Annotated in this window: 20 protein-coding genes and 3 tRNA genes; 18 read left to right on the plus strand and 5 right to left on the minus strand. The window is 73.7% G+C overall.

The annotated features are described in order from the left end of the window. Nucleotides 1–75: 75 nt before the first annotated feature. The 11 genes from ABZ836_RS00335 (at nt 76) to htpX (ending at nt 11,046) form a co-directional block, all read left to right on the plus strand. The gene (locus ABZ836_RS00335; RefSeq protein WP_356128508.1) at nt 76–447 is read left to right on the plus strand and encodes an NADH-quinone oxidoreductase subunit A; all 372 of its coding nucleotides are present in this window, start codon (nt 76–78) and stop codon (nt 445–447) included. Further along, nucleotides 438–1,067 carry an NADH-quinone oxidoreductase subunit B family protein gene (locus ABZ836_RS00340; protein WP_361138043.1) on the plus strand — a complete coding sequence of 210 codons (630 nt, stop codon included), beginning with the start codon at nt 438–440 and terminating at the stop codon, nt 1,065–1,067. Before ABZ836_RS00335 ends, ABZ836_RS00340 begins: the two co-directional genes overlap by 10 nt. Next, complete coding sequence (locus tag ABZ836_RS00345; RefSeq protein WP_361138045.1) at nt 1,064–2,209, plus strand: NADH-quinone oxidoreductase subunit C; 1,146 nt, start codon at nt 1,064–1,066, stop codon at nt 2,207–2,209. Before ABZ836_RS00340 ends, ABZ836_RS00345 begins: the two co-directional genes overlap by 4 nt. Beyond that, nucleotides 2,206–3,171, plus strand: a complete 966-nt coding sequence (locus ABZ836_RS00350; protein WP_356128516.1) for a complex I subunit 1 family protein — start codon at nt 2,206–2,208, stop codon at nt 3,169–3,171. Before ABZ836_RS00345 ends, ABZ836_RS00350 begins: the two co-directional genes overlap by 4 nt. Continuing rightward, the gene (locus ABZ836_RS00355) at nt 3,171–3,722 is read left to right on the plus strand and encodes an NADH-quinone oxidoreductase subunit I (protein ID WP_361138047.1); all 552 of its coding nucleotides are present in this window, start codon (nt 3,171–3,173) and stop codon (nt 3,720–3,722) included. The genes ABZ836_RS00350 and ABZ836_RS00355 overlap by 1 nt, the downstream gene beginning before the upstream one ends. Continuing rightward, nucleotides 3,719–4,267, plus strand: a complete 549-nt coding sequence (locus tag ABZ836_RS00360) for an NADH-quinone oxidoreductase subunit J (protein ID WP_356128522.1) — start codon at nt 3,719–3,721, stop codon at nt 4,265–4,267. Before ABZ836_RS00355 ends, ABZ836_RS00360 begins: the two co-directional genes overlap by 4 nt. Beyond that, on the plus strand, nt 4,267–4,743 hold the full coding sequence (gene nuoK, locus ABZ836_RS00365; protein ID WP_361138049.1) for an NADH-quinone oxidoreductase subunit NuoK: 477 nt from the start codon (nt 4,267–4,269) through the stop codon (nt 4,741–4,743). Before ABZ836_RS00360 ends, nuoK begins: the two co-directional genes overlap by 1 nt. Beyond that, nucleotides 4,740–6,737 (plus strand): NADH-quinone oxidoreductase subunit L, encoded by a 1,998-nt coding sequence (locus tag ABZ836_RS00370; RefSeq protein ID WP_361138051.1) that lies wholly within the window; start codon nt 4,740–4,742, stop codon nt 6,735–6,737. Before nuoK ends, ABZ836_RS00370 begins: the two co-directional genes overlap by 4 nt. A gap of 6 nt (nt 6,738–6,743) precedes the next feature. Further along, the gene (locus ABZ836_RS00375) at nt 6,744–8,339 is read left to right on the plus strand and encodes an NADH-quinone oxidoreductase subunit M (RefSeq protein WP_361138053.1); all 1,596 of its coding nucleotides are present in this window, start codon (nt 6,744–6,746) and stop codon (nt 8,337–8,339) included. Beyond that, nucleotides 8,336–10,003: an NADH-quinone oxidoreductase subunit N gene (locus ABZ836_RS00380; RefSeq protein WP_361138055.1), complete on the plus strand. Its 1,668-nt coding sequence runs from the start codon at nt 8,336–8,338 to the stop codon at nt 10,001–10,003. Before ABZ836_RS00375 ends, ABZ836_RS00380 begins: the two co-directional genes overlap by 4 nt. A 179-nt stretch (nt 10,004–10,182) precedes the next feature. Beyond that, on the plus strand, nt 10,183–11,046 hold the full coding sequence (gene htpX / locus ABZ836_RS00385; protein WP_356128537.1) for a zinc metalloprotease HtpX: 864 nt from the start codon (nt 10,183–10,185) through the stop codon (nt 11,044–11,046). A 78-nt stretch (nt 11,047–11,124) separates the two neighbouring features. Here the strand turns inward: htpX and ABZ836_RS00390 are convergent, their stop codons facing one another. From ABZ836_RS00390 to ABZ836_RS00400, 3 genes are all read right to left on the minus strand, one after another. Next, nucleotides 11,125–11,547 (minus strand): YccF domain-containing protein, encoded by a 423-nt coding sequence (locus ABZ836_RS00390; RefSeq protein ID WP_356128540.1) that lies wholly within the window; start codon nt 11,545–11,547, stop codon nt 11,125–11,127. Nucleotides 11,548–11,578: 31 nt separating this feature from the next. Beyond that, nucleotides 11,579–12,811 carry an APC family permease gene (locus tag ABZ836_RS00395; RefSeq protein WP_361138057.1) on the minus strand — a complete coding sequence of 411 codons (1,233 nt, stop codon included), beginning with the start codon at nt 12,809–12,811 and terminating at the stop codon, nt 11,579–11,581. A gap of 126 nt (nt 12,812–12,937) precedes the next feature. Beyond that, on the minus strand, nt 12,938–13,426 hold the full coding sequence (locus tag ABZ836_RS00400) for a YajQ family cyclic di-GMP-binding protein (protein ID WP_356128546.1): 489 nt from the start codon (nt 13,424–13,426) through the stop codon (nt 12,938–12,940). A 217-nt stretch (nt 13,427–13,643) separates the two neighbouring features. On the opposite strand from ABZ836_RS00400, the gene ABZ836_RS00405 reads away from it, so the two are divergent. Both ABZ836_RS00405 and ABZ836_RS00410 read left to right on the plus strand, forming a co-directional pair. Then, nucleotides 13,644–13,728, plus strand: a tRNA-Tyr gene (locus ABZ836_RS00405). Nucleotides 13,729–14,132: 404 nt separating this feature from the next. Beyond that, entirely contained in the window at nt 14,133–14,960 is an 828-nt protein-coding gene (locus ABZ836_RS00410) for a leucine-rich repeat domain-containing protein (protein WP_361138060.1), read from the plus strand. 69 nt (nt 14,961–15,029) lie between these two features. Here ABZ836_RS00410 and ABZ836_RS00415 read toward each other — a convergent pair whose 3' ends face one another. Together ABZ836_RS00415 and ABZ836_RS00420 are read right to left on the minus strand one after the other, a co-directional pair. Further along, nucleotides 15,030–15,689 carry an SDR family oxidoreductase gene (locus tag ABZ836_RS00415; RefSeq protein ID WP_356128552.1) on the minus strand — a complete coding sequence of 220 codons (660 nt, stop codon included), beginning with the start codon at nt 15,687–15,689 and terminating at the stop codon, nt 15,030–15,032. Between the two features lie 53 nt (nt 15,690–15,742). Continuing rightward, nucleotides 15,743–17,077 carry an amidohydrolase family protein gene (locus tag ABZ836_RS00420; RefSeq protein WP_361138062.1) on the minus strand — a complete coding sequence of 445 codons (1,335 nt, stop codon included), beginning with the start codon at nt 17,075–17,077 and terminating at the stop codon, nt 15,743–15,745. A 310-nt stretch (nt 17,078–17,387) separates the two neighbouring features. Here ABZ836_RS00420 and ABZ836_RS00425 point away from each other — a divergent pair. The 5 genes from ABZ836_RS00425 (at nt 17,388) to ABZ836_RS00445 (ending at nt 18,844) form a co-directional block, all read left to right on the plus strand. Then, nucleotides 17,388–17,460, plus strand: a tRNA-Thr gene (locus ABZ836_RS00425). A 46-nt stretch (nt 17,461–17,506) separates the two neighbouring features. Next, a tRNA-Met gene (locus ABZ836_RS00430) sits at nt 17,507–17,579 on the plus strand. A 92-nt stretch (nt 17,580–17,671) separates the two neighbouring features. After that, entirely contained in the window at nt 17,672–17,836 is a 165-nt protein-coding gene (gene rpmG, locus ABZ836_RS00435) for a 50S ribosomal protein L33 (protein WP_003948671.1), read from the plus strand. Nucleotides 17,837–17,957: 121 nt separating this feature from the next. Further along, entirely contained in the window at nt 17,958–18,410 is a 453-nt protein-coding gene (locus ABZ836_RS00440) for a MaoC family dehydratase N-terminal domain-containing protein (RefSeq protein WP_356128557.1), read from the plus strand. 5 nt (nt 18,411–18,415) lie between these two features. Further along, nucleotides 18,416–18,844 carry a MaoC family dehydratase gene (locus ABZ836_RS00445; RefSeq protein ID WP_356128560.1) on the plus strand — a complete coding sequence of 143 codons (429 nt, stop codon included), beginning with the start codon at nt 18,416–18,418 and terminating at the stop codon, nt 18,842–18,844. Nucleotides 18,845–18,870: the final 26 nt, after the last annotated feature.

Genomic DNA, 18,870 nt, shown 5'->3' on the forward strand with positions numbered 1-18,870 from the left:
CCGCCGAGGACCCAGGGCCTAGACTCCCGTTGCGTACGTTTCCCGAGCGATCAGACGTGAGGAGCGAGGACAGAGGTGCGCGACTACTTCCCGTCCTACTCGGTCGTGGGCCTCCTCGCCGCGGTCGGCGTGCTGTTCGTCGCCGCCGCCTTCGGCGCGGGACGCCTGCTGCGGCCCGTGGTGCCGACACCCGAGAAACTGCTCACCTACGAGTGCGGCGTCGACCCGGTCGGCGAGGGCTGGGCGCACACCCAGGTCAGGTACTACGTCTACGCCTTCCTGTACGTGATCTTCGCGGTGGACTCCGTGTTCCTCTTCCCCTGGGCGACCGTCTTCGACGCGCCGGGCTACGGCGTCACCACCCTTGTGGAGATGTTCCTCTTCCTCGGCTTCCTCGCCGTGGGCCTGCTCTACGCCTACAGGAAGGGCGTCCTGGAATGGACGTGACCGCTGCCTCCGCCGCCGGCGCCCCCGAGCCGGAGCCGGTGATGCTGCCCGAGCCCAAGCGGCTGGGCGCGCTGTCCCGGCTGGCGCCCGAGCCGATGAAGGTGGTCCTCAACTGGGGCCGCCGGTACTCGCTCTGGGTCTTCAACTTCGGGCTCGCCTGCTGCGCCATCGAGTTCATCGCCGCGTCGATGTCCCGGCACGACTTCATGCGCCTCGGCGTCATCCCGTTCGCGCCCGGACCGCGCCAGGCCGACCTGATGGTCGTCTCGGGCACCGTCACCGACAAGATGGCGCCCGCGGTGAAGCGGCTCTACGAGCAGATGCCGGAGCCCAAGTACGTCATCTCCTTCGGCGCCTGCGCCAACTGCGGCGGGCCCTACTGGGACTCCTACTCGGTGACCAAGGGCGTCGACCAGATCGTCCCCGTCGACGTGTACGTGCCGGGCTGCCCGCCGCGGCCGGAGGCGCTGCTCCAGGGGATCATCAAGCTCCAGGAGAAGATCGCTCGGGAGTCGCTGGGGGAGCGGTACAGCCCGGCCGCCGGCGCGGCCCCCCGCCCCTCGACCGCCGCGCTGCGCAGCGCTCCGGTACGGCCGCCGGCCCCGGAGGGGGACCGATGAGCGAGGGCTGGCTGCCGGAGACGGCGGACGCGCTCTTCGGCGAGGGCGCCGGGGCGCACGAGTCGTACGAGGTCCTCACCGTCGACGTGCCGCCGGAGGCCTGGATCCGGGCGCTGACCGTGGCCCGGGACCGTCTGCACTGCACCTTCTTCGACTGGCTGAGCGCGGTGGACGAGCCGGGCACGGGCTTCCGCGTCTGCGCCCACGTGGCCGCGCTCGGACCGGTCCGGCGCCTGCTGCTGCGCACCACCGTGCCGCACGACGCGCCGCTGCTGGCCTCGGCGGTCGGCGTCTACGCGGGGGCCGCCTGGCACGAGCGGGAGACCCACGAGATGTTCGGCGTGCGGTTCGACGGCCACCCCGGGCTGGAGCCGCTGCTGCTGCCGGAGGGCTTCGAGGGACACCCCCTGCGGAAGGACTTCGTGCTCGCGGCGCGGGTCGCCAAGGCGTGGCCCGGCGCCAAGGAGCCGGGGGAGTCCGCCGCGGGGGACCACGGCGGGCCCAGGCGGCGGCAGATGCTGCCGCCGGGGGTGCCGGACCCCAACGAGTGGGGCCCGCTGAAGGGCACCCTCCCGGCCGCCCCGGCCCGCGGCGCCGCCGCCGACCGCCCCCGCCGCACCCGCGCCGCCGCGGAGGGCTCCGCCTCCCAAGCCCCGGAGGCCCCGCGGCGTTCCCGCAGCGCCGCGGAGGGCTCGGCGTCCCAGGCCCCCGAGGCCCCGCGGCGTGCGCGGAGTGCCTCCGGGGGCTCGGCGTCGCAGCGCGGGGAGGCGGGTGGCGTGCCCGAGGCGCCGGGGTCCGGTGCGGGTCCGCGGCGTGCGCGGAGTGCCTCCGGGGGCTCGGCGTCGCAGCGCGGGGAGGCGGGCGGTGCGCCCGAGGCGCCGGGGTCCGGTGCGGGTCCGCGGCGTTCCCGCAGCGTGTCCGAGGGTTCCGCGTCGCAGCGCGGGGAGGAGGCGGCCCCCGGCCGGCCGGGCTCCGCGCCCCGCAGCCCCGACGCCCCGTGGCACCACGCCAGGCCCGCCTTCGAGGAGAAGCCGCACACCCCCGAGGGCGAGGGCGAGGGCACGGGCGAGAACCAGGACAACGACAGGCACGACCACGACGACGAACCCACCACCGACGGCCCCGAGGGAGGCGGACAGTGACCGACGCGCTCGACGTCACCCTGCGCCTGCTCGCCGTCTTCGCCGCCTTCCTGGTCCTCCCCCTGGTCGTGGGCCAGACCGAGCACAAGGTGATGGCGCACATGCAGGGCCGCCTCGGCCCCATGTACGCCGGCGGCTTCCACGGCTGGGCCCAACTCGTCGCCGACGGCGTGAAGTTCGTGCAGAAGGAGGACATCGTCCCCACCGGCGCGGACCGGCGGATCTTCCAGCTCGCCCCCGCCGTCGCCCTTTTGCCCTACCTGCTGGTCCTGCTCGTCATCCCGCTCGGCCCGGGCGACGCCGTGGGCCAGGCGATCGACGCGGGCATCTTCTTCGCCCTGGCCGTGATGGGCGTCGGCGTCCTCGGCTCGCTGATGGGCGGCTGGGCGTCCGCGAACAAGTTCTCCCTGCTCGGCGGCCTGCGCACCGCCGCCCAGCTCCTCTCCTACGAGCTCCCCATGCTGCTCGCCGCCGCCTCCGTCGCCATGGCGGCCGGCACCGTCTCGCTCACCGGCATCGCGGACGCCTTCCAGTGGTGGTGGCTGCCCTGGCAGATCGTCGGGGCGATCGTGTTCTTCGTGGCCGGCCTCGCCGAGCTCCAGCGTCCGCCGTTCGACATGCCGGTGGCCGACTCGGAGATCATCTTCGGCGCGTACACCGAGTACACCGGCCTGCGGTTCGCCTTCTTCCTGCTCGCCGAGTACGCCGGCATCGTCGTCCTCTGCGGCCTGACCACCGTGCTCTTCCTCGGCGGCTGGCACGGCCCGTTCGGCGGTGACGGCCTCGGGTGGTTCTGGACGCTGCTGAAGACCGCGGTCCTCGCCTTCGTGGTGATCTGGCTGCGCGTCACCTACCCCCGGCTGCGGGAGGACCAGTTGCAGAAACTGTCATGGACCTTCCTGGTTCCGCTCGCCCTCGCCCAGATCGCCCTCACCGGCGTCGTCAAGGTGGTGGTCCTCTGATGCCCCCGACGCACGGAGTGCCCGGCAGCGGGCTGGCCAAGGGCCTGGCCGTCACCCTGCGCACCATGATGCGGAAGAACGTCACCGCGCAGTACCCGGACGTCCAGCCCGAACTCGCGCCCCGCACCCGCGGGGTGATCGGCCTGTTCGAGGAGAACTGCACGGTCTGCATGCTCTGCGCCCGCGAGTGCCCGGACTGGTGCATCTACATCGACTCCCACAAGGAGACGGTGCCCCCGGCCGCCCCCGGCGGACGCGAGCGGCAGCGCAACGTCCTGGACCGTTTCGCCATCGACTTCGCGCTCTGCATGTACTGCGGGATCTGCGTCGACGTGTGCCCGTTCGACGCGCTGTTCTGGTCGCCGGAGTTCGAGTACGCCGAGACCGACATCCGTGAACTCACCCACGAGCGGGACAAGCTCCGCGAGTGGATGTGGACGGTGCCCGCCCCGCCCGCGCTCGACGCGGGCGCGGAGGAGCCGAAGGAGATCGCCGCGGCGCGCCGGACGGCGGACAAGCTGCGCCAGGCGGAGGAGGGGGAGACCCCGTGAGCCAAGGATTCCTCTCCCCGACCGGGGTGGAGATCGCCTTCCTGCTGGTCGGCGTGGTCACCCTGGGCGCGGCGGTGATCAGCGTCACCACCCGGCAACTGGTGCACGCCGCGCTCTGGCTGGTCGTCGCCCTCGGCGGGCTCGCCGTGGAGTACCTGCTGCTCACCGCGGAGTTCATCGCCTGGGTACAGGTCCTGATCTACGTCGGGTCGGTGGTGGTGCTGCTCCTCTTCGGCCTGATGCTCACCCGGGCGCCCATCGGACGCTCCCCGGACGCCGACTCCGGCAACCGCGGGGTCGCCCTCGGCGTGGCGGTGACCGCGGCGGTCGCCCTGGTCTGGGTGGTCGTCGACGCGTTCCGCACCACCTGGATCGAACTGGACGGCGCCGCCGCCGGCACCACCGAGGCCACCGGCGCATCACTCTTCCAGCACTGGGTCCTCCCCTTCGAGGCCCTCTCCGTCCTGCTGCTGGCCGCCCTGGTCGGCGCGATCGTCCTCTCCCGCAAGCGGGCCGCCGGCCGCGGTGAAGGAGACGAACGCTGATGCACCTCGCGTACCCCGCGGTCCTGTCCGCGCTGCTCTTCTGCACCGGCGTCTACGGCGTCCTGGCGCGCCGCAACGCCATCCTGGTGCTGATGTCCGTCGAGCTGATGCTCAACGCCGTCAACCTCAACCTGGTCGCCTTCGACGCCTGGCTGAGTCGGGCCGCCGAGACCGCGTTCCCCCACGACGGGCTCCACGCGGGCCAGGCGCTGACCCTGTTCACCATCGCCATCGCGGCCGCCGAGATCGGCATCGGCCTGGCGATCGTCCTCGCCGTGTACCGCAACCGCGGCACCGCCGACATCGACCGCCTCCGCGACACCGCGGAGCGCGACGGCGCCGAGCGCGGCGGCGCGGACGCGGACGCCGCCGGGGACGACACGGGCACGGGCACCGGCACCGGGGCCGGCGCCGGGACAGCCACCGACCCGGGCGCCGGTGCCGGGCCCGGCGCGAAGGCCGGGGCCGCCGCATGAGCACCGTCACCCTCGCCGTCCTCGTCCCCCTGCTGCCGTTCCTCGGCGCGGTCGCGGGACTGCTGCTGGGCCGTACCGCCCCCGGCTTCGTCCGCCCCCTCGCCGTGCTGCCGGTGCTCGCCTCGCTCGTCCTGGCCGTGCTGGTCGCCGTCCGGCAGGGCGGCGGCGACCCGGTGGAGGCCGTCACCGAGCTCACCCCCACCGGCTCGGTGCCGATCGAGCTGGCCCTGCAGGTCGACGGCTTCGCCGCCCTTGCCGCCGTGCTGGTCACGCTGGTGGCGGCCTGCGTGCAGATCTACTCCACCGCCTACCTCCGCCACGACGCCCGCTACCCCTCGTACGCGGCGCTGGTCTCCCTCTTCACCGCCGCGATGCTGCTGGTCGTCTACACCGGCGACCTGATGGTGCTGCTGGTCGGCTGGGAGGTCATGGGCATCTGCTCCTACTTCCTGGTCGGCCACTACTGGGAGACCCCCGAGGCGCGCGCCGCCTCGCTGAAGGCCTTCCTGGTCACCAAGGCCGGTGACGTCCCGTTCCTGATCGGTCTGTTCGCCCTCGCGGCCGACGCCCGCTCCTTCCGGATCACCGAGATCCTGGACGCCGTCGACCGGATCGACCACCCGACCCTGATCGCCCTCCTCCTGCTGGCCGGAGTGGCGGGCAAGTCGGCCCAGTTCCCGCTGCACACCTGGCTGCCCGACGCCATGGCGGGCCCCACGCCGGTGTCCGCGCTGATCCACGCCGCCACCATGGTCGCCGCCGGCGTCTACTTCGTGGCCCGGCTCCTCCCGCTCTTCCAGGCGTCCGAGGCCGCCATGGTCGTCCTCGCCGTGATGGCCGCCGTCACCATGATCGGCTCGGCCCTCGCCGCCCTGGCGCAGGACGACGTCAAACGGGTCCTCGCCTACTCGACCATCGGGCAGCTCGGCTACATGACCGGCGCCCTCGCCGCCGGCGACCGCTCCGCCGCCGCGTTCCACCTCCTCACCCACGGCGCCTTCAAGGCGCTGCTGTTCCTCGGGGCGGGCGTCCTCATCCACGCCGCCGGCACCAACTCGCTGGCCGCCATGTCCCGCATGAGCGGCCTGCGCGCCCGCGTGCCCGACGCGTACTGGACGATGACCGTCGCCCTGCTGGCCCTGGCCGCCATCCCGCCGTTCAGCGGCTTCTTCTCCAAGGAGGCCGTCCTGGTCGCAGCCGAGCACGCCGCCACCGGCCACGCCGGCGCCGCCGGCGCCGCCGGTCCGGTCGCCGCCGGGTGGACCGTGCTGGCCGCCGGGCTGCTCACCGCCCTGCTGACCGCGGCCTACGCGGCCCGCCTGTGGCTGCGGGCCTTCCGCGGCCGCGGGACCGAGGCCCCCGCGCACGCCAGGCAGCCCCTCGCCATGAACGCCGTGCTCTGGGTCCTCGCCGTGCCCTCCCTCGCGCTCGGCGCCGCCTTCGGCGTGCTCCCCGCATGGTTCGACGGCGGCTCCCTCGCCCCCGGCTGGACCACCTCCCTCCTCGCCACCGGCATCGCCCTGGTCGGCGGCGTCGTCACCTACGCGACCTGGCGGCACACCACCGCCTTCGCGGCCGGCACCCCGCTCGGGGCCGTCGCCGCCCATCCCGGGGCCGACCCCGGCCAGGTGGAGGCCGAGGCCATCGCGAGCCACGCCCCCGCCTACGGCGACGTCGCCGACGCCCCCGACCCGTCCGACCCCGGACGGCTCCTGCTGGGCCCGCTGCACCGCCACGCGGCCGCCGGCTTCCACCTGGACGCCTTCCAGCGCATGGTCTTCGTCCGCCCGGTGACCGCGGCCGCCTCCCTGGTCCGCTTCCTGGACCGCGAGGTCGTCGAGACCTACGTCCGCGGCGCCGCCGCCACGCCCCGCCTGCTGGGCGCGGCCGTCCGGCGGGCCCAGACCGGCAACCTCCAGACCTATGTGAGCGCGCTGCTCGCCGGAACCGTCGTCCTCGCGGTGGCCGTCGTCCTCGCCGTCTCGGGAGCGTGAGCAGCCGTGATCGATATCAACGAGTCCGTGATGCAGTTCCTCCTCGCGTTCGTCGTGGTGATCCCGCCGGCCGGCGCCGCCACGGCCCTCCTCCCGGCCCCGCCCGGGCTGAAGGGGAAGTCGCCCGAACAGGCCGTGCTGCGGCACGGGGTGACCGTCACCGGCGCCGTCCTGCTGGCCGCCCTGGCCCTCGCCGCCGGGTTCGACCACAGCCGGCCCCAGACCATGCAGGCCACCACCGACATCAGCTGGATCCCCGCCCTCGACGTGCGGATCCACCTGGGCGTCGACGGCATCTCGCTGCCCCTGCTCGTCCTCACCGCGCTGCTGACCTTCCTCTGCGCCCTCCACGCGTACGCCAACCCGCCGAAGGGCGGCGCCCCGAAGGCGTTCGTCGCCCTGCTGCTCGTCCTGGAGACCGGCACCCTCGCCTCCTTCGCCGTCCTCGACCTGCTGCTGTTCTTCCTGGCCTTCGAGACCGTGCTGATCCCGATGTACTTCCTGATCGCCCGCTGGGGCGGCGCCGGGCGCGCCGCGGCGGCCTGGAAGTTCGTGCTCTACACCCTGCTCGGTTCCGTGGTCATGCTGCTCGGCCTGCTCCTGATCGGGATCGAAGCGGGCACCTTCGACATGGTGGCACTCGCCTCCGACAACGGACGGTCACTCACCGTGACGGTGCAGGTGATCGCGGTCCTGGCGATCGGCATCGGCCTGGCGGTGAAGACCCCGATGTGGCCGCTGCACAGCTGGCTGCCCGACGCCCACACCGCCGCCCCCACCGTCGGCTCCGTCCTGCTGGCCGGCGTGCTCCTCAAGCTGGGCACCTACGGCTTCGTCCGCATCCTGCTGCCCGCCGCCCCCGACGGCTTCCGGACCTTCGCGCCCTACCTGGCCGCCTTCGCCGTCGTCGGCATCGTCTACGGGTCCCTGGCCTGCCTCGCCCTGGCCCGCAAGGGCGCCAAGGGCGACCTCAAGCGCCTGATCGCCTACTCCTCCGTCGGCCACATGGGCTTCGTGCTGCTGGGCATCGCCACCATGACCCCCACCGGCGTCAACGGAGCCCTGTTCGCCAACGTCGCTCACGGCCTGATCACCGGCCTGCTCTTCTTCCTGGTCGGCGCCCTCAAGGACCGCACCGGCACCACCGACCTGGACACCCTCTCCGCGCAGGGCGCGCGGGCCACCGGTGCCGCCCTCTACGGCCGTGCCCCGCGCCTGGGCGGCCTGCTGGCCTTCGCCGCCGTCGCCTCGCTCGGTCTGCCCGGCCTCGCCGGCTTCTGGGGCGAGATGCTCGCCCTCTTCGGCGCCTTCGACCCGGCGGCCGGCCTCAGCCGCCCGGCGTACCTGGTCTTCATGGCGATCGGCGCCCTCGGCACCCTGCTCACCGCCGCCTACCTGCTGGTCGTGGTCCGCCGCGTCTGCATGGGCGTGCCGTCGCGCGAGGGCGACGACGTGCCGCTCCTCGCCGACGTCCGCGGCCACGAGTTCGCCGCCTGGACCCCGCTGGTGGTCCTCACCGTCCTCGCCGGGCTCTGGCCGAAGGTGCTCCTCGGCCTCACCGACCCGGCCGTCCAGCAGCTCCTCGCAGGAGGCCCCCGATGAGCGTCCTGGCCGCCGAGAGCGTGGTCCAGTCCGTCGACTGGCTCGCCGTCGCGCCCCCCACCCTCACCGCCGTGGCCGCCCTCGTGGTGCTGGTGGCCGACCTGTTCCTCCCCGAGGCCCGCAAGCCGCTCCTGGGCTGGATCTCCGTCGCCGCCCTCGCGGCCGGCCTGCTCACCCTGCTGCCGCTGCTCGACGGCGACCGCTCCACCTTCTGCCTGGTCGGCGAACCGGGCGTCTGCAGCTACGTCGCCGACCGCTTCGCCCTGGTCGTCCAGCTGGTCGTCCTCGGCGGCGCGCTGCTCGCCGCGCTCCTGTCGGTGACGGCGCTGCGCGACGAGTCCCGACGGCTGCCCGCCGGCGAGTACTGGTTCCTGCTGCTCAGCTCGGCCGCCGGTGCCGCCCTGCTGCCCGCCTCGCGGGACCTGGCCACCCTGATCGTCGCCCTCGAGGTGGCCTCGCTCCCCGCGTTCGCCCTGGTGGGCCTGCGCCACGGCGACCGCCGCTCCTCGGAGGCCGCCCTCAAGTTCTTCCTGTCCTCGGTCACCGCCACCGCCGTCAGCCTGCTCGGCGTCAGCTTCGTCTACGCCGTCACCGGCTCGATGCACCTGACGGTCATCGCGGAGGAGATCCAGCAGGTCGACGGCCAGTTCGCCGCCCTCGCCCGGACCGGCGTCGTCCTCACCCTGGTCGGCTTCGCCTTCAAGACGGCCGCCGTCCCGTTCCACTTCTGGGTGCCCGACACCTACACGGGCGCCCCGCTGCCCGTCGCCGCCTACCTGTCGGTCACCGGCAAGGCCGTCGGCTTCAGCGGCCTGATCCTGGTCACCGTCCTCGCCTTCCCGTCGTACGCGCCGGTGTGGGGCCCCGCCATGGCCCTCCTGGCCGCGCTCACCATGACGGTCGGCAACGTCGGCGCCCTGCGCCAGCGCCCCGACCGCGACCGCAGCGCGGTCCGGCTGCTGGCCTGGTCGTCCGTGGGACAGGCCGGCTACCTGCTGGTCCCGGTCGCGGCCGCCGCCTACACCGACGACCCCGACCGCGCCGTCGGCTCCACCCTCGCCTACGCCCTGATGTACGCCGCCGTGAACCTCGGCGCCTTCGCCGTGGTCACCGTGGTGGGCCGCGGCCGTCCGGCGGGCCGGGTCGACGACCACCGCGGCCTGTACGCGGCCCGCCCGGCCGCCGCGCTGCTGATGGCCTTCTTCCTGCTCTGCCTGGCCGGGCTGCCGCCCGGCATCGTGGGCCTCTTCGCCAAGGTCACCGTCTTCGCCTCCGCGGTGGAGGCGGGGATGGGCTGGCTGGCCGTGCTGATGGCCGTCAACGTCGTCATCGCGCTCGTCTACTACCTGCGCTGGACCGCCCTGCTCTTCCGCCCGGCCCCCGAAGGAGCCGTCCCCGAAGGAGCCGCCCCCGACGGAGCCGTCCCGCACGGAGCCGCCCTGGACGGAGTCGTCCCGCACGGAGACGTGCCTCACGGAGCCGCCCCCGGCGCGTCGTCCGCGCTCGACGGGCCCGCCCCGGCCGCCGGACGCGCCACCGCCCCGCCGACGGCGCCGCCGACCGTCCCGCTGACGGCCGCCCTGGTGGCCACCGCGCTGATCGCCGTCGCCCTCTCCGGCGCGCCCCAGCTGATCCTCCGCCTCACCGGCGTGACCCTCTTCTGACCCACCCGGCCGCGGCCGCCCCCTCCGGGGGGCGGGTGCGACGGACGCCCGTCGGGGTACTCCACGGAGGACCGGCGCGGGGAACTGGGACGGCCCGCACCGCGTTGACCTGTACGTAAGGGTCCACTGGACGCGCCGCACCAGAGGCTCCCCCCGCCGCACCGCTTGGAGGGCGTACCGTGCACCGTCGGCACAACGGACTCAGGACCGCCGTCCTCCTCGGGGGGCTGTCGGCGCTCATCATCCTCATCGGCGGCTTCTTCGGCCGCACCGGCCTCGTCGTCGCCGTCCTGGTCGCCGTGGGCACCAACGCCTACGCCTACTGGAACAGCGACAAGCTCGCCCTGCGCGCCATGCGGGCCCGCCCGGTCAGCGAGTTCGAGGCCCCCGGGCTCTACCGGATCGTCCGCGAGCTCTCCATACAGGCCCGCCGGCCCATGCCCCGGCTCTACATCTCACCCACGGACGCGCCCAACGCCTTCGCCACCGGCCGCAACCCGCGCAACGCTGCCGTCTGCTGCACCGACGGCATCCTGCGCATCCTCGACGAGCGCGAACTGCGGGGCGTGATCGGCCACGAGCTCAGCCACGTGTACAACCGCGACATCCTGACCTCCTCGGTCGCGGGGGCGCTGGCCTCGGTGATCATGTTCCTGGTGAACTTCGCCTGGCTGATCCCCATCGGCCGTTCGAACGACGACGACGGCCCCGGCCTGCTCGGCATGCTCCTGATCATGCTGCTCGGCCCGCTGGCCGCCTCCGTGATCCAGCTCGCCATCAGCCGCTCCCGCGAGTACGAGGCCGACGCCGACGGCGCCCGCCTCACCGGCGACCCACTGGCCCTGGCCAGCGCCCTGCGGAAGCTGGAGGCCGGCGCCAAGGCCCTGCCCCTGCCGCCGGAGCCGCGGATCGAGACGGCCAGCCACATGATGATCGCCAACCCGTTCCGCCCCGGCCAGGGCCTGTCCAAGCTCTTCTCCACCCACCCGCCGATGGCCGAGCGCGTCGCCCGCCTGGAGCGGATGGCGGGCGGCCGCGACTGACGCCGCGCCCCGCACAGCGACCGGCACAGCGACTGACGCCGCGACCGGCACAGCGACCGGCACCCGGGCCGCGCGGGGTCACCAGCGCTGCTGCGCTCCCGCCGGCGTCCGCTGGGCGTCCTCCGCGGGGACGACCTCGGAGCCGAGCGGCATCAGGGAGATCGGGATCATCTTCAGGTTCGCCCAGCCGAAGGGGATCCCGATGATCGAGAGGAACAGCGGCACGCTGGTCACCAGGTGTCCGAGCGCCAGCCACCAGCCGGCCACGATCACCCAGACGACGTTGCCGACCATCGACCCCACGCCCGCCGTCGGCTTGGGCACCGTGGTCCGCCCGAAAGGCCAGAGGGCGTACCCGGCCAGCCGCAGCGAGGCGATGCCGAACGGGATGGTGATGATCAGCACGAAGCTGATCAGCGCCGCCACCAGATAGCCCACCGCCATCCAGAAGCCGCAGAAGACCACCCACAGGATGTTGAGCACCAGATTGACCGGCTTCATGGCCCTTCCCCTCCTTCGTCGGTTCGCGGGCCTACCCGACCAGTGTCCGTCGGATCCGGTGGACGAGCGCTCCGGCCAGCACGACCGCCGCCCCCGCCACCACCGAGGCCACGGGCAGCGCGAACGCCAGCAGCAGGCACCCGAGCAGCCCCGCACCGGGAAGGACGCGGGAGGCGGCCGACCGGTTGAGCGTCCACGCGGAGGCGTTGGCGATCGCGTAGTAGAGCAGCACGCCGAACGACGAGAACCCGATCGCGCCCCGCAGATCCGCCGTGGCCGCCGCCACCGCGACCACCACGCCCACCGCCAGTTCCGCCCGGTGCGGCACCCGGAAACGGGGGTGCACCGCCGCCAGGGCGCCCGGAAGGTGCCGGTCGCGGGCCATCGCCAGCGTGGTCCGTGACACGCCCAGGATCAGCGCCAGCAGCGACCCCAGCGCGGCCAGCGCCGCCGCCCCCCGCACCACGGGCGCCAGCCGCTCGGCCCCGGCCGCCCGCACCGCCTCCGCCAGCGGCGCCCCGGCCCCGGCCAGACCTCCCGCCCCCAGCACCGACAGCACGGCCGCGATCACCGCCGCGTACACCACCAGCGCGATCCCCAAGGCGAGCGGGACCGCCCGCGGGATCGTCCGGGCGGGGTCCCGCACCTCCTCGCCCAGGGTGGCGATCCGCGCGTACCCGGCGAACGCGAAGAACAGCAGCCCCGCCGCCTCCAGCACGCCGCCCGCGGTCACCGGAACCCCCGGCGCCCGCCCCGCGGACCCGCCGCCGCCCAGGCAGACCACCACCACGGCCGCCAGCACCGCCAGCACCACCGCGACGATCACCCGCGTCACCCGGACGGACCTGGTCACCCCCCGGTAGTTCACGGCCGTCAGCGCCACCACCGCGGCCACCGCCACCGCCCGCTCGTGCCCCGGCCAGACGTACGCCCCGACCGTCAGCGCCATCGCCGCGCAGGAGGCCGTCTTGCCGACCACGAACGCCCATCCGGCGAGGTAGCCCCAGAACTCCCCGAGCCGCTCCCTGCCGTACACGTAGGTGCCCCCGGACGCCGGGTACACCGCCGCCAGCCGTGCCGAGGACGTCGCGTTGCAGTACGCGACCACGCCGGCCAGCGCCAGCGCCACCAGCAGCCCCGCCCCGGCCGCGCGGGCCGCCGGCGCAGGGGCCGTGAAGATCCCGGCCCCCACCATTGACCCCAGCCCGATCACCACCGCGTCCCGCACGCCCAGCGTCCGCCGCAGCCCGCCCTGCTCACTCATGCCGGGCACGGTACCGGCGGCGCCCCCGCGGCCCGTACAGCGGCAAGGGCGCACCGCCGGGCCCGTGCCCCGCGATGCGCCCCTGCCGCTTCGGCGCGTCCGACCACCGTCGTCCTACCGGTGGTCCTACCGGTAGTTCACGAACTGCAGCGCGAAGTCGAAGTCCTGGTTCTTCAGCAGGGTGATCACGGCCTGCAGGTCGTCCCGGCTCTTGGAGCTGACCCGCAGCTCCTCGCCCTGGACCTGGGCCTTGACGCCCTTGGGGCCCTCGTCGCGGATGAGCTTCGCCACCTTCTTGGCGTTCTCCTGGGAGATGCCCTCCTTGATCTCCGCGAAGATCTTGTACTCCTTGCCGGAGAGCTGCGGCTCACCGGCCTCCAGCGCCTTCAGCGAGATGCCGCGCTTGATCAGCTTGGACTGGAAGACGTCGAGGACCGCCTTGACCCGGTCCTCGGAGTTGGCCTCCATGAGGATCTTCTCGCCGGACCACGAGATCGAGGCGCCGACGCCCTTGAAGTCGTAGCGCTGCGAGATCTCCTTGCCGGCCTGGTTGAGGGCGTTGTCGACCTCCTGCCGCTCGACCTTCGAGACGATGTCGAAACTGGAGTCGGCCATGTCCTGTGGCTCCTTGCATCGGGGTCTGTGTCGGGGTGCTTGCGGGGACGCCGACCCGGAGACCACGCCCCGGATCGAGCCCGCCCCAGCCTAGCCATCCCGCGCCCCGCGAACCGCGATCAATGGAGTGGCGGAGCACCCCCGGGCATCAGGTATTGTTTACGTCGTCGCGAGGGAGACCCGGCCGCAAACCGGTTCGACTTCGTGGCACCGTCTAGGCGGTGTGCCCGAGCGGCCAAAGGGAGCAGACTGTAAATCTGCCGGCTCAGCCTTCCCAGGTTCGAATCCTGGCGCCGCCACCAGACAAACGGAGCCCCCTCCGACCAGCCATCACGGCAGGTCGGAGGGGGTTTCGCTGTGACGAGGGTGTTCGCGGGGCCGCCTGCCGCCGCGGCCGGAAGCGGTCCCTTCAGCGGAAGTCCCGGCCCACAGCCCGTGCACGTGTTCAAACGCCGTTCGAGCAGACCGCGACCGCAGCTGCGGCGGGCGTCAGGGGGGAACGGGTCGTGGGCCAAAAGGCCGGCGCCGTCGTTCTGGCGGCGGTCTTCCTCGGTCACCGGCAGGTGCTGGTCGAGGACCGGGCGACGGCGAAGCAGCTCGAGGCGCGGCACCCAGACGGGGAGGGCTGTGCAACGGGCCTGCGCCGAGGGGCGCTTCGGGCTCCCGCCCGCCGCCCGGTCCGGCCCTCACCCCTTACGGTGACCGGATGGGCGAGGAGACGAAACCACGGGTGTTCCCGAACCGCTGGGCCGACGCGGTGGGACCCGCGGGCGACGGTCCCTCCCAGGACCGGTGCGACTGCGTCGCGCCCGTCAGGCCCGCCAGGCCCGTCGGGAACGCCGGCCCAGGCCCGACCCGCTTCCACGCGGAACGCCAGGACACCACCGCCCCGGGCTGGCTGCGCCTCCTGGAACTCGTGGAGGAGGCCGCGGCCGACGGGCGCGAGGAGTTCAAGCCGCTGGTGGAGCTCTCCGCCGGCGAGCGGCGCCAGGTCGTCACCCTGCCGCCGACCGTCGCCAAGCTGACCGCGGTGAAGAGCCTCGTGCTGTACGGCAGCAACCTGGTGCGGATCCCGCCGGAGATCGGTGCGATGACGAGCCTGGAGAGCTTCGGCCCGTACACGTCCTACCGCCTCCACTGGTTCCCGTACGAGATCACCCGGTGCCGCGCCCTGCGGTACAGCACCGTCAGTACCCGTGCCCTGTACGGGAGTTACAAGCTCCGGCCGCCCTTCCCCGCCCTGGCCGGCGCGGCGCCCGAGGACGCCGACCTCGGCGATCTCGACCCCGGTGTGCGGGGCGGCACGGCGATCCGTTCCTGCAGCGTCTGCGACGGGCCGGTCACGGCCGGGACGCTGCGCCAGGTCTGGATCTCGCTGTGGACGTCCGGCGCCGACGTCCTGCCCCTGCTGGTCAACGCCTGCTCGACGGCCTGCGTCGACGCGCTCCCCGCACCGGCCAAGGGGTACGTGCAGGCCCCGCACACCGGCGGACCCGGTGTCGTCCAGCCACCCGCGGGCCGCATGCCCCGCTGAGCGCGTACGGCGCCACGGATCCGGCGGCAAGGCCTCCGAGCCTCCCGCCTACTCCCCTACTGCACTGCCCTACTCCCCGGAGACCATCTTCACCGCGTCGGAGACCGGCGTGGAGCCGCTGATGAGCTCCAGCGTCAGCCCCACCGTGCCCGGGAAGTCCAGGAGTTCGGCGAGGACGGCCGCCACGTCGTCCCGCGGCACCGGTCCCCGGCCGGTCGAGGCGCGGAGGAGGACACGGCCCGTGCCGGCGTCGTCGGTGAGCATGCCGGGGCGCAGGATCGTCCAGTCGAGCGCGTCGCCGAGGGAGCGGACATGGGCGTCGGCCTCGCCCTTGGCGCGCAGGTAGACGTCGAAGACCTCGTCCCCCTGGTGGTTCGGGTCGGCGGCCATCGAGGAGACGACCAGGTAGCGGCGGACGCCGGCCCGGACGCAGGCGTCGGCCATCAGGACCGCCGCGCCCTTGTCGACGGTCGCCTTGCGGTCCGTCCCGCTGCCCGGGCCCGCGCCCGCCGCGAAGACGGCGGCGTCCGCGCCGCGCAGCAGTTCGGCGACCTCCTCGACGGTGGCCGACTCCAGGTCGAGGACCAGGGGCTCCGCGCCGGCCTCACGGAGGTCGTCGGACTGGTCGGGGTTGCGGATGATGCCCGCCACCTGCTCTCCCCTCGCGGCGAGCAGACGCGACAGTCGCAGGGCGATTTGGCCGTGGCCTCCGGCGATGACGATACGCATGCTTCGACCGTAACGCGGTGGGCCGGACGATGCCCCGCGACGCGTCAGCGACCTCAGGGATGCCGTGCCTGGCGCGGGAGTTCCAGCGCCGTGGCCGCGCTGCCGAGGTCGCAGTACTCGCGGACGGCGCTGGTCCGGGACACCACCCGCCCGGCGTGGATGACGATCCGGCTGTACGCCAGCGACAGCGCCCCGGCGAGGCGGTCGCCGCGCACCGCGATCAGGTCGGCCGGGAAGCCGGCCTCCACCCGCACCGGAGGCAGCCCCAGCACCGCGCGGGCGGCCGCGCCCACCGTGTCGTAGGCGTCCTCGACCGGCAGCGCGTCCTGCGAGGCCAGCAGGTAGGCCGCCTCCAGCGGATCGCCGCGGCCGACCGGGTTGCACAGGTCGCGCAGGGTGCCGCTGCCCGCCGCGACCCGCACGCCCGCCGCGCGCAGCAGCCGCACCGGGGCGGCGCCGCGCCGGTCCGCGCCCGCGCAGCCGCCCTGGGGCAGGCAGACGACGCCGACCCCGGCCGCCGCGAGCTGGTCGGCGCAGCGGGAGGCCACGTCGGTGGGGAGCAGCCCCAGCCCGCCCAGCGGGCCGACCGTCACCCCGCCCCGCAGGCCTCCCGCCATGGCGGCCAGGCGGCACAGCCGCGCCGGGTCGGTGCCGTCGGTGTGCAGGTCGACGGCGCAGCCGTGCGCGGCGGCGAGCTCCAGGACCGCCTCCACGTAGCCGGTGGGGTCCGGGTCGGTGTCCGGGCAGCCGCCGACCACGGTGGCGCCCATGCCGACGGCGTCCCTCAGCAGGGCCAGCCCGTCCGCCCCGGCGGCGCCGGTGAGCAGCCGCGGCATCGCCACCGGGGCGAGGTCGACCAGCTCGCGCACCACGCCGCGGACCCGCAGCACGGCCTCCAGGGCGCCGAGACCCTGGACGTCGCCGACGCGGACGTGGGAGCGGATGGCGGTGGCGCCGTGGCCGAGCTGGGCGAGGACGGCCTCGGTGGCACGCCGCTGGACGTCCTGGGGGTCGGCCGGGACCGGGCCGTCCGACTCCGCGGTGAGCGCGGTGTCGGCGTGCGCGTGCGGTTCGACCGGGGCGGGGAGGAGCAGGTAGCCCTCCAGGTTCACCCGGGCCGGCGCGGGCACCGGCGCGGGCGCGGGCGCCGGGACGGCCTCCGCGGGGGCGGGGACCAGCGGGCCGGGGACGGTGCCGGTGACGGGGTCGCCGGCCAGGCTGCCCGCCGTGCCGACGGCCTCGATCCGCCCGCCGCCGAGCCGGACGTCCACCGTGCGGCCGTCGGTCAGGCGGGCGCCGCACAGCAGGAGGGCCGCGGGCTCGGCGGCGCCGGGCGTGGAGGAGGGCGACGGGTTGGGCTGCTGGGGCGGCGGCTGGCTGTCGGACATCGCGTTCCTGAGGGTCCGGATCCGGGTGCTGCTGCGGGACGGCGCCGAGGGCGACCGGGAAGGAGAGGGGGCGATCGAAAGATCAGGTGGTGTGGACCGAGCCTAGGGCGGCGACCCGCGCACCCCGGGGAGGAGCGCAATAGTCGTACCGGCGTGGTGCCGCCGAGGGCGGGGCCGGAGCCGGGGCCGGGGCGGGGGCCTGCGGGGGCCGCCGGGACGGGGCGAGGGCCGGTTCGGGACATCCCGGCGCAGGACACCGGGAAACGGATTTGGGGGATCGGCGGACGACCGTGTAATGTCTTCCTCGCTCGCCCCAATAGCTCAGTCGGTAGAGCGTCTCCATGGTAAGGAGAAGGTCTACGGTTCGATTCCGTATTGGGGCTCAGGTGAGAGAGGTTCCCGCCGCAAGGCGGGAACCGATCGATCCGCAGCGGTGTAGCTCAGTCGGTAGAGCAAGCGGCTCATAATCGCTGTGTCACCGGTTCAAGTCCGGTCACCGCTACTCTTAGTAGCCGATTGCGGGGTCGGTCCTTCGGTCGGCTACTATTTTTCTGTCTGCATATCGTCCCATCCGTTCGTCAAGGAGCACTTCACGTGGCTGCCACCGACGTCCGCCCGAAGATCACGCTGGCCTGCGTGGAGTGCAAGGAGCGGAACTACATCACCAAGAAGAACCGGCGTAACAACCCGGACCGACTGGAGATGAAGAAGCACTGCCCGCGTTGCAACGCGCACACCGCGCACCGCGAGACGCGATAAATCAGGCTCGTACGTGAGGCCGTCCCCGCGAGGGGGCGGCCTTTCGTCGTTCCACGGCGTTGCGCGTCCGGCGTCGTTCTAGGGTTACGGCAGCAAGCACAGGCAGCAGGAGGTGGCGCCCATGGCGCTGGACCAGTCGTTCGTCGGGCGGAGCTACCCGCCCACCGACCCGTACGAGGTCGGCCGGGAGAAGATCCGGGAGTTCGCCGCCGCCGTCGGTGACCCGAACCCCGCGTACACGGATCCGGAGGCCGCGAAGGCCCTCGGGCACCCGGACGTGATCGCGCCGCCGACCTTCGTCTTCGCCGTCTCCTTCAAGGCCGCGAGCCGGGTGATCCACGACCCGGAACTGGGTCTGGACTACAGCCGCGTGGTGCACGGCGACCAGAAGTTCTCCTACCGGCGCCCGGTCCGCGCCGGGGACCGGCTCACCGTCACCACCACCATCGACGCGATCAAGTCGCTGGCCGGCAACGACATCCTGGACATCCGCGGCGACGTGTACGACGAGACCGGCGAACTCGTGGTGACCGCCTGGACCAAGCTGGTGGCGCGCGCCGCCGAGGAGGGATGACGAGCATGACGGCGAAGGTCGCGTACGCCGACGTGGAGGTCGGCACCGAGCTGCCCGCGCAGGTCTTCCAGCTGACCCGTGCCACCCTGGTCGAGTACGCCGGCGCGTCCGGCGACTTCAACCCGATCCACTGGAACGAGAAGTTCGCCAAGGAGGTCGGGCTGCCGGACGTCATCGCGCACGGCATGCTCACCATGGCCGAGGCGGCCCGCGTGGTCACCGACTGGGCCGGCGACCCGGGCGCGGTCGTCGAGTACGGCGTCCGCTTCACCAAGCCGGTCGTGGTCCCCAACGACGACGAGGGCGCCACGGTCGAGGTCAGCGGCAAGGTCGCCGCCAAGCTGGACGACAACCGGGTCCGTGTGGACCTGACCGCCACGCACGGCGGGCAGAAGGTCCTCGGCATGTCGCGTGCCGTGGTGCGGCTCGCCTGAGGGCGGCTTCGGACGGTGGGCGGGGC

This window comes from Streptomyces sp. NPDC047130, from assembly GCF_040643475.1.
Taxonomy (GTDB): Bacteria; Actinomycetota; Actinomycetes; order Streptomycetales; family Streptomycetaceae; genus Streptomyces.

Coding starts and splice junctions, on each gene's coding strand:
- ABZ836_RS00340 (WP_361138043.1), top strand. CDS start 438: ATGGACGTGACCGCTGCCTCCGCCGCCGGCGCCCCCGAGCCGGAGCCG.
- ABZ836_RS00345 (WP_361138045.1), top strand. CDS start 1,064: ATGAGCGAGGGCTGGCTGCCGGAGACGGCGGACGCGCTCTTCGGCGAG.
- ABZ836_RS00355 (WP_361138047.1), top strand. CDS start 3,171: ATGCCCCCGACGCACGGAGTGCCCGGCAGCGGGCTGGCCAAGGGCCTG.
- nuoK (WP_361138049.1), top strand. CDS start 4,267: ATGCACCTCGCGTACCCCGCGGTCCTGTCCGCGCTGCTCTTCTGCACC.
- ABZ836_RS00370 (WP_361138051.1), top strand. CDS start 4,740: ATGAGCACCGTCACCCTCGCCGTCCTCGTCCCCCTGCTGCCGTTCCTC.
- ABZ836_RS00380 (WP_361138055.1), top strand. CDS start 8,336: ATGAGCGTCCTGGCCGCCGAGAGCGTGGTCCAGTCCGTCGACTGGCTC.
- ABZ836_RS00390 (WP_356128540.1), bottom strand. CDS start 11,547: ATGAAGCCGGTCAATCTGGTGCTCAACATCCTGTGGGTGGTCTTCTGC.
- ABZ836_RS00395 (WP_361138057.1), bottom strand. CDS start 12,811: ATGAGTGAGCAGGGCGGGCTGCGGCGGACGCTGGGCGTGCGGGACGCG.
- ABZ836_RS00400 (WP_356128546.1), bottom strand. CDS start 13,426: ATGGCCGACTCCAGTTTCGACATCGTCTCGAAGGTCGAGCGGCAGGAG.
- ABZ836_RS00410 (WP_361138060.1), top strand. CDS start 14,133: ATGGGCGAGGAGACGAAACCACGGGTGTTCCCGAACCGCTGGGCCGAC.
- ABZ836_RS00415 (WP_356128552.1), bottom strand. CDS start 15,689: ATGCGTATCGTCATCGCCGGAGGCCACGGCCAAATCGCCCTGCGACTG.
- ABZ836_RS00420 (WP_361138062.1), bottom strand. CDS start 17,077: ATGTCCGACAGCCAGCCGCCGCCCCAGCAGCCCAACCCGTCGCCCTCC.
- ABZ836_RS00440 (WP_356128557.1), top strand. CDS start 17,958: ATGGCGCTGGACCAGTCGTTCGTCGGGCGGAGCTACCCGCCCACCGAC.
- ABZ836_RS00445 (WP_356128560.1), top strand. CDS start 18,416: ATGACGGCGAAGGTCGCGTACGCCGACGTGGAGGTCGGCACCGAGCTG.